Genomic DNA, 14,501 nt, shown 5'->3' with positions numbered 1-14,501 from the left:
CCTGTGAGGGGTGTCACGTCATACTGTGGGGCAACCATGAGACCGTTGGACAGGTCTCATTAACGCCCCGTCTCCCTGGGGTTCATGATCTGCACGTCCCCCCGGAAAGGCCTTCCCCCCGTGGCGTCCCTCGAAGCGATCCCCGACGAGCTCAGTCGGCTCATGAAGTATTTCCCGGAGACTCCGGTCGAGGAGCGCCCCGAGTTCCACCGGGCGGCCAAGGACTTCCTGGCCCAGGCCGCCCCGAAGGTCGTACGGCAGTTCTCTCCGATGGCCCGGGTCAAGTGGCACCTGGCCGCCAGCGGGCGCGGCGACGAACTGGTCGACCTGCTGCACTACGAGCGCGAGAACCCGGGCGCCTTCTCCGTCCGCGGCCTGCGGCGCGCCCGCATCGAGCTGCCCGGCGTCGAAAGCTCCTCGCTCCCCTCCTCCGTGCGCAACTTCAACCGCAGCGAGCTCCCCGTACGCGGCAAGCTCCTCGGCCTCGCCTGGGAGGACGGCAAGCTCCAGATCAAGGGGTACGCCTACATCCCCAACGTTCCCTCGGCCACCGGCAAGCGCTCGCTGCGCGTCGCCGTGCTCCGCCGCCAGGGCAGCCGCTCCACCCTCCCGCTGCGGCTGCGCACAGTCCTGGAGCCCCGCGCCACCGCCGAGGCCAAGGGCGCACTGCACAACTACGACTGGTCCGGCTTCGAGATCGCCGTCGACCCGTCCCGCCTCCGGGTGCGCGGCCAGTGGCAGCCCGGCACCTGGCGCCTGGGCATCGGTATCCCGCGCCCCGGCGGCATGTCCGTCGGCAGCATCACCAAGAACAACGCGGGCGCGGCCGGACACAGCCTCACCCGGACCCTCGACGACGGCGTCCGCCTCGTCGCCGGCTTCGACCGCAACCGGCTGAGGCTCTCCGTCGACGTCGTCCCGGCCGAGATCATCGCCCAGGAAGCCGACGGCGACACCCTCACCGTCACCCTGCGCTCCCGCGTCACCACCCCGGCGGGCAAGTACCCCACCGCCCTGCGCATCGACCACGAGCCCAGCGGCTTCGCCACCGACCTGCCGCTCCAGCAGGGCGAGACCGGCGCCGACGGCTGGCTCCGCCACACCGCCCGGCTGCCCCTGGCCGATCTGCCCGTCGACGGCGTACGGCCCGGCAAGGCCGTCAAGTACCGCACGCTCATCGTCTTCGCCGACGGCACCACCCGCCGCGCCACCAACGGCACCGGCCCCGTCACCGGCGTCCACCCGCTGCCCGCCGGCCGCGAGCTGGCGATCCTCACCGACGGCGCCGGCAACTTCACCCCGCAGGTCCGCACGGTCCAGCCGGTCGTCGACGGCGTCGAGTGGAGCGCCGACGGCGAACTGGTCCTGACCGGCGTCTACACCGGCCCCGCCGAGCAGATGAAGATGGTCCTGCGCCACACCGGCCGCAACGAGGACCGCCCGCTGCCCGTCGAGTTCGCCGACGGCCGCTTCACCGCCCGGCTGCGCCCGGACACCATGCCCACCTACGAGGGCACCGTCTCGCTGCGCGCCGGCCGCTGGATGCCGCGGCTGCGCCGCACCACCGAGTGGGACCACACGCGCGACCTGCCCGTCACCGTCCGCCCCGACCTCGTCGGCACGCTCCCGCTGGCCCACCGGGGCGAGCACCGCACGTACACCGTCGAGCGGGTCGACTTCGACCGGATCTTCGTGGAGTCCGGCCCGGTCCTCGGCCCGGAGCTGCGCGGCGCCTACCGCCAGCGCCTGATGCGCGACGTCTACACCCCCGAGCAGCGCAAGCTGCCCCTGCGCGAGGCCGTGCTCTACAACAGCTTCGGCGGCAAGCAGTTCTCCGACTCGCCCCGCGCGGTCTACGAGGAGCTCAAGCGCCGCGGCACCGAGGTCGAGCACATCGCCATGGTCCACGACCAGCAGGTCGTGCTGCCGCCCGGCGTCCGGGGCGTCGAGTGGGGCAGCGAGGAGTGGTACGAGGCACTGGCCCGCAGCCGGTACGTCGTCACCAACGGCGGCATCCGCGAGTGGTTCGTCCGCCGCGAGGGCCAGGTCGTCGTCCAGACCTGGCACGGCACCCCGCTCAAGCGCATCGGCGCCGATCTCCTCGGCACCCCGAAGGCGAACCTGGCCTACATCGCGAGCCTCCCGCAGCGCTCGCGCCAGTACAGCCTGTTCATCACGCCGAACGCCTTCACCACCCCGATCATGACCAACGCCTTCCGCCTCCAGTGCGAGGTCCTGGAGGCGGGCTACCCGCGCAACGACGTCTTCCACGCCCCCGACCGCGTCAAGCGCGCCGCGGCCGTCCGGGAGAAGCTCGGCATCCCCGCCGACAAGAAGGTCGTCCTGTACGCACCCACCTGGCGCGACGACCAGCGCTACGGCGGACGCCGCTTCAAGCTCGACAACCGGATCGACGTCGAGGCCGCCCGGCGCGAACTCGGCGAGGACCACGTGCTGCTCTACCGCAAGCACCACAAGGTCCTCGACTCCATCCCCGGCGCCGGACAGGGCTTCGTCTACGACGTCACGTACTACCCGGACATCGCCGACCTCTACCTGATCGCCGACGTGATGATCACGGACTACTCCTCGGTGCTGTTCGACTTCGCGCACTCCGGGCGTCCGATGCTCTTCTTCACGTACGACCTGGAGCACTACCGCGACACCCTGCGCGGCTTCTACTTCGACTTCACCTCCCGCGCCCCCGGACCGCTGATCAAGACCTCCGAGGACCTGGTCTCCGCGATCCGGAACATCGACGCGGTCAGCGAGGAGTACAAGGAGAAGTACGCCCAGTTCCGGGTCGACTTCTGCGAGCCCTCCGACGGCCGCGCCGCCGCCCGGGTCGTCGACCGGATGCTCGCCGTCAACGACGAGCTGCGGGGCTGAGCCCACCGGCCGCCCCCGCCGCCCGCCCGCACCCCGCCCACCGGACGCCCCGCCCCCCCCCGAGGCCTGTCGTCCACCGAGCGGAACGGGCAGGCGGCGGGGGCGGCCGCTCGCGTACTGTGACGTGCCGGGGGCGGCCGGCCGACAGGTTCCGACGCCCTCACCGGACACCGGGGCGATCCAGAGCGGGGAAGCACGTGGCAGAGCAGAGGCCGTCGCACCGAGAGGCGGCGGTGACCAGAGCCCGCAGAGTCGTCGTCAAGGTCGGCTCCTCCTCGCTCACCACGGCCTCCGGCGGCCTCGACGCCGACCGGGTCGACGCCCTCGTCGACGTCCTGGCCAAGGTCAGGGACGGCGGCGAACGCGAGGTCGTCCTCGTCTCCAGCGGAGCCATCGCCGCCGGGCTCGCCCCGCTCGGCCTCGTCCGCCGGCCCAAGGACCTGGCCCGCCAGCAGGCCGCCGCCAGCGTCGGACAGGGCCTCCTCGTGGCCCGCTACACCGCCTCGTTCGCCCGCTACGGCGTCCGCGTCGGGCAGGTGCTCCTCACCGCCGACGACACCAGCCGCCGCGGCCACTACCGCAACGCCTACAGCACCCTGGACAAGCTCCTGGAGATGGGCGCCGTCCCCGTCGTCAACGAGAACGACACCGTCGCCACCGACGAGATCCGCTTCGGCGACAACGACCGGCTCGCCGCCCTCGTCGCCCATCTCGTCCACGCCGACCTCCTCGTCCTGCTCTCCGACGTGGACGGCCTGTACGACGGACCGCCCGGCACCCCCGGCGCCTCCCGGATCGCCGAGGTCACCGGCCCCGCCGATCTGGCCGGCGTCACCATCGGCAGCGCCGGGAAGGCGGGCGTGGGCACCGGTGGCATGGTCACCAAGGTCGAGGCCGCCAACATCGCCACCGCCGCCGGCGTCCCCGTCGTCCTCACCTCCGCCAGCCGCGCCGCCGACGCCCTCGCGGGCCGTGACACCGGCACGTACTTCCACCGCACCGGCCGCCGCTCGGCCGACCGGCTCCTGTGGCTGGCCCACGCCTCCACCCCGCAGGGCGCGCTGACCCTCGACGACGGCGCCGTACGGGCCGTCGTGGAGCGGCGCACCTCGCTGCTGCCCGCCGGGATCTGCGCCGTCGAAGGCGAGTTCAGCGCCGGCGACCCGGTCGAACTGCGTGACCCGCACGGCACCCCGATCGCCCGCGGACTCGTCAACTTCGACGCCAAGGAGATCCCCCAGCTGCTCGGCCGCTCCACCCGGGACCTGGCCCGCGAACTGGGTCCCGCCTACGAGCGCGAGGTCGTACACAGGGACGATCTGGTCCTCCTCACGCCGCGTCTCACCCCCTGAAACGGCCGAAAGTCCGGCTCTTCGGCGGGGACCTTCACCAAAACCACCCCACACCCGGCTGTGGACTGGTCCACTTTGTAGTGGGGAAACAGGGGAACCGCACAGCAACACATCACAGGAGGCCGCCGGTGAGACGAGTGCGCCCGGGGGCGCCGCCCCGAGGCACGGCCAACCGTGCCCTGACGAGTGTCGGAGCGAGGGCGGATCTCGACCGCAATCCCCTTCCGTCGGACACCGCCGAACGGGAGCCGGCCACGAGGGCGAAGGAGGAGCCCCCGCAGTCGAGACTCTGGCACATCACCCTCAGCGTGTCGGGCGCCGAGACTCCGCTCGCGGAGATCAGACGCGGACTGGAACAGCTCGCGCACGACCATCCCTTCCTGCTGACCAGCCGCTACGCGGGCGACCACGCGGAGATCCGCTATTGGGAAGAGGCCCGCGATCTGCACGACGCGGCCGCCGTCGCGCTGCGGCTGTGGGGCGAGCACCGCTCCACCGCCCAGCTCCCGCCCTGGGAGATCGTCGGCCTCGAAGTCATCGACCGCGAGACCTACCACCTGCGGGTCGCGGAGGGCTACGGGCCGCCGCCCGCGGCCCCCGTGGGCGTCCACCCCTACTGACGGCCGCCCCAGGGGCCCGGGGGAGGCGTCCGGCCCGCGGTCGGCCGTCTCGCATCACGGGATACGTGACGGATGCCCGCAGAGCGCGCATTACTCTGCGGGCATGACCACGCTCTCGCCCTACGACAACCTCTCCCCGGTCACGCAGACCGCCTACCGGGCCCGCGCCGCCGCCGCCGACATCGCGCCCCTGCCGCGCGCGGCCAAGGACGACGCGCTGCTGGCCATCGCCGACGCCCTGGAAGTGCGGACCGCCGAGATCGTCGAGGCCAACGCGCAGGACGTCGAGCGCGCCCGCGAGGCCGGGACGAGCGAAGGCATCATCGACCGCCTCACCCTCACCCCGGACCGCATCCGCGCCATCGCCGCCGACGTACGGGACGTCGCGGCCCTCCCCGACCCGGTCGGCGAAGTGGTGCGCGGCTCGACCCTGCCCAACGGCATCGACCTCCGCCAGGTCCAAGTCCCCCTCGGCGTCGTCGGCATCATCTACGAGGCCCGGCCCAACGTCACCGTCGACGCCGCCGCCCTCTGCCTGAAGTCCGGCAACGCGGTCCTGCTGCGCGGCTCCTCCTCCGCCTACGCCTCCAACACCGCGCTCGTCCGCGTTCTGCGCGACGCGGTCGGCGGCTCCGGCCTCCCCGCCGACGCGGTGCAGCTCGTCCCCGGCGAGAGCCGTGACTCCGTCACCGAGCTGATGCGGGCCCGCGGCCTGGTCGACGTCCTCATCCCGCGCGGCGGCGCCTCGCTGATCCGCACGGTCGTCGAGCAGTCCACCGTCCCCGTCATCGAGACCGGCACCGGCAACTGCCACGTCTACGTCGACGCGCAGACGGACCTGGCCATGGCCGTCGACATCCTGATCAACTCCAAGGCCCAGCGCCCCAGCGTCTGCAACGCGGCCGAGACCCTGCTCGTCCACAAGGACGTGGCGGACGACTTCCTGCCGCTCGCCCTGGACGCGCTGGCCGACGCCGGGGTCACCGTCCACGGCGACGAACACGTCCTCGCCCGCGCCGAGGGCTCCAAGGCCACCGTGGTCCCCGCGACGACGGAGGACTGGGAGACCGAATACCTCTCCTACGACATCGCCGCGGCGGTCGTCGACTCCCTGGACGCGGCGGTCGCCCACATCCGGCTCTGGTCCTCCGGCCACACCGAGGCGATCGTCACCACCTCGCAGGCCGCCGCCCGCCGGTTCACCCAATTGGTCGATTCGACCACGGTCGCCGTGAACGCCTCCACCCGCTTCACGGACGGCGGACAGTTCGGTTTCGGCGCCGAGATCGGCATCTCCACCCAGAAGCTGCACGCCCGCGGTCCGATGGGCCTGCCCGAGCTGACCTCGACGAAGTACATCGTCACGGGCGACGGGCACACCCGCTAGCGAGCCCCGCCGCCGCCCGCGGTCGCCCCCTCCGTATCGATCCGGGGGAGTTTGCGGGGTCCCTGCCCAAAAGGTCCCGGCCCGGCTACGCTGAAACCGTGCCGGACGACGTGGGGGGCAAGCCGTTTCCTGACGGCTGGGAGCCCGACGACGACCGCGGGGGCGCGGACGAGGACTTCGCCTCCGTGGTGTTCGACGAGGACTTCGTCCGGTCGGCGCCCGTCCACGAACCCACCGCCGTGGAGCGCCTGCTTGCCGCCGCCGAGGCCCGTGCCGAGGCCGAAGCGGCCCGCGCCCGCCGCAGCCGTCGCACGGACGACGACGCGTACGGCCGCCACGGCTCCCGGGGCTACCACGACCCCCAGGACCTCGACTACGACCCGGACGACGGTGTCGGGGACCCCGGCGACGGCTCCGGGCCCTACGGCCGCCACGGCGGCTCCCTGCGCCCCTACCGCAATTCCGCCCGCTGGCACCGGCCGGTCGCCTGGCTGCTCGCCGTGGTGATGGGCGTCGGCATGGTCTCCCTCGCCTTCACCGCCGTGTACCGGGGCTCGTCGAACAACCGCCAGGACCCGGTGCCGCCCCCCGCCAGCAGCGGTGTGGACAAGCCCGGCGCCGCCCCGTCGGCCTCCGCCGACTACTCCCGCCCCGTGGTCTCCGCCGAGCCCCGGGTGCCCTGAGCCGGCCGCCGGGCGGGCGACCGCCGAGGCCCCGGACCCTCCCGTCACCCGTTCGCCGACGGCGGCCCCCGCGGCCCCGCACTTCCCGGCCGTCTCCGCGTTTACACGGACCGCAATCGACCTACCCTGAAGATGTGACCCCTCGCTCCCAGGGGGGCTTCTCGCTGCCGCACGCCCCGCTCGGCCGAAGCAGACCGTTGCGCACCGAACCGACCGGTGTGGAGATCGGGAGAGAAGTCATGACAGGCCGCTCAGAACCGCCGGACGGCCCGCCCGAGAACCCCGCGGGCGGCGATGACGAATACCGCTCGCTCGTCTTCGACGAATCGTTCATCCAGGCTGCCCGGATGCGGGAGTACTCGGCGCAGGAACGGATGGGCGACCACGCCCGCGCCGTCCGCACCCTGCCCGAGGAACCGGCCCCCGCTCGCGGCGGAGGCGGCTCCCGGGCCGCCATAGCCCTGGTCGTCCTGATCGCCCTGGCCTTCGCCGTGGCCGTCTACATCGGATTCCGCAGCCCGTATCCCCAGCCGGCCCTCCGCCGCGCCGAACCCCTGCGGACCACCGTCGTCCCCCTGGCCCCCCGGGGCGCCGTCCCGGGCGGATCACCCGAGCAGCTGTACCGGGCCGAGCCGCTCTCCGGATTCCGCACGGGCGCGGAGGGCATCAACTTCCCGGTCGTGAAGCGCACCCGGAACTTCTCCGAGAGCCAGATCACCGCCGCACTCGCCACGGTCAAGGACTACCTGGTGGAGTCGTCCCTCAACCCCGACGTCCTCACCGGCTCCGTACGCCGCCCGGTCGAGCACCTCCTCGACCCCGATCAGCGCCCCCAGTTCGAACGGAGCCTGAGCGACCCGGCGGACGACGGAAGCCACGCCGCCACCGGCTGGCTGGTCCGCTTCGACCCGGAGCGGGTGGAGCTCGCGGACCCGGAGATCCGGGTCCAGGGCACCCTCCGCTACGAGGAGGAGGGGGCGGGCGTGCTCGGCGTCGTCTCGGACCACACCTTCACCTACGCCCTGCGCCCGGCGGACGGACCCCCGCGCGAGGACGGCGCGTCCCTGTTCACCGTGCGGCGCGAGCTGCACTTCCGCTTCGACCGGGAGGACCTGCGGCTGCACCGCCTGGAGGTGCGCACCGCCCAGGTCCAGGCCGGGCCGCAGTCCTGCTCGGCCGACGCGACCGGGATGCTCCGCCCCCTCCTGGCCGGGGAGAAGGCGGATGCCCGCGGCCCGGCCGCCACTGACCCGTACGCCTCGGGCCCGCCCACGGCGGCCCTGTGCGGGACTCTGGCGGCCGTCAGCCCTTCGACGGCCCCGAGCTCCCCTCCTCCGGGTCCTGAGGCCGACCGGACGTCCCGTCCCCGCCCGTAGCGGAGGAGCCACCAGAGCCGCCTCCGGTGAACTTGTCGCGCAGCCTGCCGCCGAGGTCTCCGGCGCCCCCGGCGATGTCGCCCACCAGCTTCATCAGCGGGTCCTTGCTGGTGCGGACCGTGTCCGCGTAGTGCGACGCGGACTCCCGGAACGAGTCGCTCACCGAGGTGTCCTTGTCCTCGTCGCGCCGGGGGTAGTGGCCGTCCATGATCCGCTGGTACTCGCGGGTCTCCGACCACTTCTTCAGCTCGGCGGCCCGCACGGCGGTGAACGGGTGCGTCCGGGGCAGCACATTCAGGATCTTGAGGACGGAGTCGCGGAGGTCGCCGCTCTTCTCGTACTCGTCGGCCTGGGCGAGGAAGGCGTCCACATTCATCTCGTGGAGGTGGTTGCCGCCCGCGATCTTCATCAGACCGCGCATCGAGGCCTGGGGGTCCTGGCCCACCAGCAGCCCCGCCCGGTCCGCCGACAGCTCCGACTTGCGGAACCACTCGCGCAGCGCCGTCACGATGGCCATGATCGCCACATTGCCCAGCGGGATCCAGGCGACCTTCACGGCGAGGTTGGTCAGGAAGAGCAGAATCGTCCGGTACACCGAGTGACCGGAGAGCGCGTGGCCCACCTCGTGGCCCACCACCGCCCGCATCTCCTCCTCGTCGAGCAGCTCGACGAGGCCCGTGGTGACCACGATGATCGGCTCGTCCATCCCGATGCACATGGCGTTGGGCTGCGGGTCCTGCTTCACATACATCGGCGGGACCTTCTCCAGGTCCAGGATGTAACACGCGTCGCGCAGCATGTCGTTGAGATGGGCGAACTGCGCGTCGCTCACGCGGACGGAGTCGGAGAGGAAGAGCAGCCGCAGGCTCCGCTCCGGAAGCAGCCCGCTGAGCGCCTTGAACACGGTGTCGAACCCGGTCAGCTTGCGCAGGGCGACCAGGGCCGAGCGGTCGGCGGGGTGCTCATAGGCCCGGGAGGAGATCCCGGGGAATCGCCGGCGCTGCCTGCTCGGCACGTTCTCGTGACTGTTTTCGGTCATGGATGGCCCCCTGTTCGTACGAGACGTTGCTCGTCCCCCGGACACATGCCAGCGTATGTGCTGGCGCTACGGTGTGCGGGGGGCTGTGGATAACTTTGAGGAGCGCCCGAAATGCCGCACACCGCCGTACTGCTCGCCGCCGCGTCCCAGGAGCAGGGACCGGGCGGCACCCTCCGGATCGTGCTGCTCGTCTCGATCCTCGGAGCGGTGCTCCTCGCCTGGTTCCTGCTGCGTGGGTACCGCAACGACGACAACAACGACTGAGTCGCCGTGAGCGTGCCCGAGGGTCCCGCATACGATGGCCCCGACGTCTTCCTTCCGACTCACGATCGATAGGTCCTGCCGAAGATGAGCCTCACGAGCACCACACACCAGCTGGTCACTCTCGCCTCCGGTGGCGAGGGCGGCGGCAACCACGAAAGCCTCAACCCCTACCTCGTCGGCGCCGGGGCCTTCGTCGCGCTGATGCTGCTTCTGTTCATCACCATCAGCTTCAACCGCGACCGCTGAGCCGGAGGCGCACAGCTGTGCCAGTAGGCTCTGCACGCATGGGAGAGCAGGAAGTGCCTACCGGCCCCGACAAGCGCCGTATCGGCGTGATGGGCGGGACATTCGACCCGATCCACCATGGACACCTGGTGGCGGCCAGTGAAGTGGCCGCCCAGTTCCACCTGGACGAGGTCGTCTTCGTCCCGACCGGGCAGCCGTGGCAGAAGAGCCACAAGAAGGTCTCCCCGGCCGAGGACCGCTATCTCATGACGGTCATCGCCACCGCGTCCAACCCGCAGTTCTCCGTCAGCCGCAGTGACATCGACCGTGGCGGACCGACGTACACCATCGATACGCTGCGGGACCTGCGCGAGGTCCACGGCGACGCGGACCTCTTCTTCATCACCGGCGCCGACGCGCTCGCCCAGATCCTCACCTGGCGCGACGCGGAGGAGCTGTTCTCGCTCTCCCACTTCATCGGTGTGACCCGCCCGGGTCACGTGCTCACGGACGACGGACTGCCCGAGGGCGGTGTCTCCCTCGTGGAGGTGCCCGCGCTGGCGATCTCGTCCACGGACTGCCGTGAGAGGGTCGCGCAGGGGGAGCCGGTCTGGTACCTGGTGCCGGACGGCGTGGTCCGCTACATCGACAAGCGCCAGCTGTACCGCGGCGAATGAGCCACGGAAAGGGGCACCGGTGAACGACCGACAGAACCCGTACGACCCGTACTACCAGGAGCCGCAGATCGTCGGCTACGACGCGTACGGGCAGCCGGTCTACCAGCAGCAGGGGCAGCAGAACCACCAGCCGTACGACCGGCAGGGCCAGGGCTACGACCCCTACGCCGCCCAGCAGGGCCAGGGCCACCAGACCCAGGACACCACCGGCTACGGCTACGGCTACGACGCGTACGGCAACCCCCAGCAGCAGCCGGCCTACGACCCCTACGCCACCGGTCAACACGACCAGGCGGCACAGGCCCACCAGCAGGGCCAGGTCCAGCAGGGCCAGGTCCAGCAGGGCCAGGTCCAGCAGGGTCAGGGCGGCGACCAGGGGTACGGCTACGGCTCCTACACCGACTACGGCTACGCCACCGGGCAACAGCCCGCCGCGGTCGACACCGGCGAGCACTGGGGCATCCCCCAACAGGGCGCCGCCCCCGCACCGGAACAGGCCCCGCTCCAGCCCCCCGTACAGCAGTCGCCCGCACAGCCCCCGCGGCGGGAGGCCGAGCCGGAGGCGGAGCCCGGTGCCGCGCTTCCCGGGCAGCGCAAGCCCGCCCCCGACTACCGCACCGAGCAGTTCTCGTTCATCGAGGAGCCCGACGAGGACTCCGAAGATGTCATCGACTGGCTGAAGTTCACCGAGAGCCGCAGTGAGCGGCGCGAGGAGGCCCGGCGCAAGGGCCGCAACCGCATGGTCGCCCTGATGGTCGTCGCCGTTCTCGTCGTCGTCGGCGGGGTCGGCTATCTGTGGTCCGCCGACATGATCCCGGGCCTGTCCGGACCGGACGAGAAGAAGAGCGTCGCCGCCGGTGCCCAGCAGCGCGACATGATCGTGGTGCACCTGCACGACACGAAGAAGGAGGGCACCTCGACGGCGCTGCTCGTCGACAACGCCACCACCAAGCAGGGCACCACCGTCCTGCTGCCCAACTCCCTCGCCGTCGCGGGTGACGACGGCACCACCACCACGCTCGGCAAGTCCGTCGAGGACGACGGCAGGGCCGGCACCCGCGAGGCGATCGACACCCTCCTGGGCACCCGGATCACCGGCACCTGGCGGCTGGACACCCCGTACCTGGAGAACCTCGTCGAGCTGGTCGGCAACATCGAGGTCGACACCGACACCGAGGTGCCCGGAGCCAAGAAGGGCGAATCGCCCCTGGTGAACAAGGGCGAGGCCCAGACGCTCAGTGGCCCGATGGCCGTCGCGTACGCCACCTACCGCGCCGACGGCGAGCCCGAGGCCAAGCAGCTGACCCGCTTCGGCGAGGTCATGCGGGCCACCCTGCGCAAGATCTCCGAGGACCCCAAGGCCGCCACCGTCACCATCGAGACGCTGCTCCAGGTCCTCGACCCGTCGCTGCCCGAGAAGGACCTCGGGGCCTCGCTGGCCAAGCTGGCCTCGCGAGCCAAGGTCGGCGACTACAAGACTGCCCTGCTGCCGGTCCAGGAGGACGGCACGCTCACCGAGGCGGACACCCGCGGCGTCGTCAAGGACATCCTCGGCGGCACGGTGAAGGCCCCCGAGGACGGTGCCCCGCTCCGGGTCGCCGTCCGCAACGCCACCGGCAACCAGAAGGCCGCCGAGGCCGCCCGGGTCCAGCTGGTCAACGGCGGCTACGCCTTCGTGGACAGCGGCAAGGCCGGGGCCGAGGCGTCGTCCGTCGTGCTCCACCGGTCCGCGGAGGACAAGGAGAAGGCCGTCGAGGTGGCCAAGACCCTGGGACTCTCCGCGGACGACGTGAAGAAGGGCGAGCCGGCCGCCAACGCCGACGTGTCCGTGGTGCTCGGCCAGGACTACGAGGTCCAGTAGCCCGCCCGGGGCCGCCGGCCGGCGCTTCGGCACCGGCCGGCGGCGGCCCGGAGCTCCGCCGGCGAAACGCAGTAAGGCTCTGTCGGCGGTCCGTGAGACCCTAGAGGGTGTCTTGCCGATCAGGGCCGGGGCCGCGACGCCTGGCACGGCACCTCGCGGCGTTGCCGAAACGCCCGAATCGCTCCGCGATGAGGACGTTCCAGCGCCTTGCGATGCACCGCACCAGACGCCGCGGCCTGTCCGTCCCTGATCGGCCGGACACCCTCTAGAGGTTGCCATCCGACCGCCGACGAAAGCCTGCATGTGACCGCCACGGACCGCTCCATCGAGCTCATCAACGCCGCCGCCCAGGCGGCCGCCGACCGGCTCGCGCACGACATCATCGCCTACGACGTCAGCGATGTGCTGTCGATCACCGACGCCTTCCTGCTGGCCTCGGCCCCCAACGACCGCCAGGTCAAGTCGATCGTCGACGAGATCGAGGAGCGGCTCCAGAAGGAGCTCGGCGCCAAGCCGGTGCGCCGCGAGGGCGACCGCGACGCCCGCTGGATCCTCCTCGACTACGTCGACATCGTCATCCACGTCCAGCACAGCGAGGAGCGCGTCTTCTACGCGCTGGAGCGCCTGTGGAAGGACTGCCCGGAGATCGCCCTCCCCGAGGACGCGGTCAAGACCCGTGGCAAGGCCGAGGAGCACGCACAGCTCAACGGCGGCACGGAAGGTGACCGGAGCTGAACGGCAGCAAGAGCGGCAAGGGCCGCAGGATCGTCCTCTGGCGGCACGGCCAGACGGCATGGAATCTGGAGCGCCGCTTCCAGGGCTCCACGGACATCGAGCTGACCGAGGCCGGTATCGGGCAGGCCCGCCGCGCCGCCCGGCTGCTCGCCTCGCTGAAGCCGGACGCCATCGTGGCCTCCGACCTCCGGCGGGCGGCGGCCACGGCCGCGGAGCTCTCCGCCGTCAGCGGCCTGACCGTCGCCCACGACGCCGCGCTCCGTGAGACGTACGCGGGCGAGTGGCAGGGGCTGACCCACGAGGAGATCGTCGAGCGCTACGGCGAGCAGTACGCCGCGTGGAAGCGCGGTGAGCCCGTGCGCCGGGGCGGTGGCGAGCTGGAGACCGAGGTCGCCGACCGCGCGGCTCCGGTCGTTCTGGAGCACGCCGAGAAGCTTCCGGCGGACGGCACGCTCGTCGTGGTCAGCCACGGCGGCACGATCAGGACGACGATCGGCCGGCTGCTGGGCCTGGAGGCGCACCACTGGGAAGGGCTCGGTGGGCTGTCCAACTGCTGCTGGTCCGTCCTCGGCGAGGGCGCGCGCGGCTGGCGTCTGCTGGAGCACAACGCCGGCACGCTCCCGGAGCCGGTGCTCGGCGACGACGACTAGACCGGCCCGTCCGGGCGGCCGTCCAGCGGTCGTCGGGAGGCCGTTCGCGGGCCGTCCTCGGGCGGCCCGGGCCGGATTTCACTTTCCGGCCGGTCGCAGGCTAAAGTTCATCTTGTTCGCAGCGCGGAAACGCAGGGAAACACAGCGGACAGCGGGGCTATAGCTCAGTTGGTAGAGCGCCTGCATGGCATGCAGGAGGTCAGGAGTTCAATTCTCCTTAGCTCCACAATCAGGATCCCGTCCCCATCAGGGGGCGGGATCTTCTGTATGGAGGGGACGGGGGGCGTCGAGCGGGCTGCCCCTCTTGCGGGGCCATGGCAGAATCGGAGCGCCGGAGGGGGCGACGTACCGATCGGGAGGGAGCGCGATGCCTGCGAGTCGCGAACACGTCCCCGACCAGCGCCTTGTCGCCGCCTCGCCTCCCGGCCCCGTAACGTCCGAAGCCCGACCCCGACTCGGCTGTCCGTCCTGCGGTTCGTCCCATGTGGCCCAGGTTCTGGGTGACAACGGAGGGGTCTCCTACGTGTGCACGGCCTGCGGCCACAGCTGGAGCTGACTGATGGGTGCACACAGGCGTAAATGCGACTGGTGCGGCAGCGGTACGCCCATCGTCAGGGACATGGACCCGGTCAACGCGGAGTATCAGTACTGGTGCGAGGAATGCGCACGGGCGCTGATCATAAGACGGTGTCTCACGTGGCGAGCTTCGCGAGTCGCTTGTAGCAGGTGAGGGCTGCGGCGAG

General features: G+C 71.5%; 14 protein-coding genes and 1 tRNA gene. 14 read left to right on the top strand and 1 reads right to left on the bottom strand.

The genetic code is table 11. From position 1 onward, the window contains the following. The first annotated feature begins 120 nt into the window (after window positions 1-120). The 6 genes from IE145_RS18590 to IE145_RS18565 all read left to right on the top strand — a co-directional run bounded on the left by IE145_RS18590 (window position 121) and on the right by IE145_RS18565 (window position 8,307). The gene (locus IE145_RS18590) at window positions 121-2,889 is read left to right on the top strand and encodes a CDP-glycerol glycerophosphotransferase family protein (protein ID WP_189526322.1); all 2,769 of its coding nucleotides are present in this window, start codon (window positions 121-123) and stop codon (window positions 2,887-2,889) included. A gap of 233 nt (window positions 2,890-3,122) precedes the next feature. Further along, on the top strand, window positions 3,123-4,241 hold the full coding sequence (gene proB, locus IE145_RS18585) for a glutamate 5-kinase (RefSeq protein ID WP_229825643.1): 1,119 nt from the start codon (window positions 3,123-3,125) through the stop codon (window positions 4,239-4,241). Between the two features lie 128 nt (window positions 4,242-4,369). Beyond that, a complete protein-coding gene (locus tag IE145_RS18580; protein ID WP_189526319.1) occupies window positions 4,370-4,861 on the top strand; it encodes a DUF8830 family protein in 492 nt (163 codons plus the stop codon). 103 nt (window positions 4,862-4,964) lie between these two features. Continuing rightward, the gene (locus IE145_RS18575; protein WP_189526317.1) at window positions 4,965-6,248 is read left to right on the top strand and encodes a glutamate-5-semialdehyde dehydrogenase; all 1,284 of its coding nucleotides are present in this window, start codon (window positions 4,965-4,967) and stop codon (window positions 6,246-6,248) included. A 98-nt stretch (window positions 6,249-6,346) separates the two neighbouring features. Beyond that, entirely contained in the window at window positions 6,347-6,931 is a 585-nt protein-coding gene (locus IE145_RS18570) for an SCO2584 family spore wall biosynthesis protein (RefSeq protein WP_189526315.1), read from the top strand. Between the two features lie 239 nt (window positions 6,932-7,170). Continuing rightward, complete coding sequence (locus IE145_RS18565; protein ID WP_189526313.1) at window positions 7,171-8,307, top strand: SCO2583 family membrane protein; 1,137 nt, start codon at window positions 7,171-7,173, stop codon at window positions 8,305-8,307. Here the strand turns inward: IE145_RS18565 and IE145_RS18560 are convergent. Further along, window positions 8,234-9,346 carry a M48 family metallopeptidase gene (locus IE145_RS18560; protein ID WP_189526311.1) on the bottom strand — a complete coding sequence of 371 codons (1,113 nt, stop codon included), beginning with the start codon at window positions 9,344-9,346 and terminating at the stop codon, window positions 8,234-8,236. The genes IE145_RS18565 and IE145_RS18560 overlap by 74 nt on opposite strands. 111 nt (window positions 9,347-9,457) lie before the next feature. Here IE145_RS18560 and IE145_RS18555 point away from each other — a divergent pair, with 111 nt between their 5' ends. The 8 genes from IE145_RS18555 (at window position 9,458) to IE145_RS33955 (ending at window position 14,314) form a co-directional block, all read left to right on the top strand. Next, the gene (locus IE145_RS18555; protein ID WP_164873493.1) at window positions 9,458-9,610 is read left to right on the top strand and encodes a hypothetical protein; all 153 of its coding nucleotides are present in this window, start codon (window positions 9,458-9,460) and stop codon (window positions 9,608-9,610) included. A gap of 84 nt (window positions 9,611-9,694) precedes the next feature. Next, window positions 9,695-9,856 (top strand): hypothetical protein, encoded by a 162-nt coding sequence (locus tag IE145_RS18550; RefSeq protein ID WP_006124375.1) that lies wholly within the window; start codon window positions 9,695-9,697, stop codon window positions 9,854-9,856. 38 nt (window positions 9,857-9,894) lie between these two features. After that, on the top strand, window positions 9,895-10,512 hold the full coding sequence (nadD, locus tag IE145_RS18545; RefSeq protein ID WP_189526309.1) for a nicotinate-nucleotide adenylyltransferase: 618 nt from the start codon (window positions 9,895-9,897) through the stop codon (window positions 10,510-10,512). Between the two features lie 19 nt (window positions 10,513-10,531). Continuing rightward, window positions 10,532-12,373, top strand: coding sequence for an LCP family protein (locus tag IE145_RS18540; RefSeq protein ID WP_189526307.1), 1,842 nt, complete (start codon window positions 10,532-10,534; stop codon window positions 12,371-12,373). 303 nt (window positions 12,374-12,676) lie between these two features. Beyond that, complete coding sequence (gene rsfS, locus IE145_RS18535) at window positions 12,677-13,108, top strand: ribosome silencing factor (RefSeq protein WP_073765960.1); 432 nt, start codon at window positions 12,677-12,679, stop codon at window positions 13,106-13,108. Then, window positions 13,105-13,758 carry a histidine phosphatase family protein gene (locus tag IE145_RS18530; protein WP_189526480.1) on the top strand — a complete coding sequence of 218 codons (654 nt, stop codon included), beginning with the start codon at window positions 13,105-13,107 and terminating at the stop codon, window positions 13,756-13,758. The genes rsfS and IE145_RS18530 overlap by 4 nt, the downstream gene beginning before the upstream one ends. Window positions 13,759-13,911: 153 nt before the next feature. Continuing rightward, a tRNA-Ala gene (locus IE145_RS18525) sits at window positions 13,912-13,984 on the top strand. 141 nt (window positions 13,985-14,125) lie between these two features. Then, the gene (locus IE145_RS33955) at window positions 14,126-14,314 is read left to right on the top strand and encodes a hypothetical protein (RefSeq protein ID WP_373296604.1); all 189 of its coding nucleotides are present in this window, start codon (window positions 14,126-14,128) and stop codon (window positions 14,312-14,314) included. The last annotated feature ends 187 nt before the right edge of the window (window positions 14,315-14,501 follow it).

It is taken from the genome of Streptomyces sindenensis (genome assembly GCF_014649035.1).
Taxonomy (GTDB): domain Bacteria; phylum Actinomycetota; class Actinomycetes; order Streptomycetales; family Streptomycetaceae; genus Streptomyces; species Streptomyces sindenensis.
Note: the sequence above shows the minus strand (reverse complement) of the source record. Positions and strands in the feature narration are given on the sequence as shown.

Bases quoted from the DNA above. Each gene is read 5' to 3' on its own strand.
- IE145_RS18565 (WP_189526313.1), top strand. From the start codon at position 7,171: ATGACAGGCCGCTCAGAACCGCCGGACGGCCCGCCCGAGAACCCCGCG.
- IE145_RS18550 (WP_006124375.1), top strand. From the start codon at position 9,695: ATGAGCCTCACGAGCACCACACACCAGCTGGTCACTCTCGCCTCCGGT.
- IE145_RS18575 (WP_189526317.1), top strand. From the start codon at position 4,965: ATGACCACGCTCTCGCCCTACGACAACCTCTCCCCGGTCACGCAGACC.
- IE145_RS33955 (WP_373296604.1), top strand. From the start codon at position 14,126: ATGCCTGCGAGTCGCGAACACGTCCCCGACCAGCGCCTTGTCGCCGCC.
- IE145_RS18560 (WP_189526311.1), bottom strand. From the start codon at position 9,346: ATGACCGAAAACAGTCACGAGAACGTGCCGAGCAGGCAGCGCCGGCGA.
- nadD (WP_189526309.1), top strand. From the start codon at position 9,895: ATGGGAGAGCAGGAAGTGCCTACCGGCCCCGACAAGCGCCGTATCGGC.
- IE145_RS18555 (WP_164873493.1), top strand. From the start codon at position 9,458: ATGCCGCACACCGCCGTACTGCTCGCCGCCGCGTCCCAGGAGCAGGGA.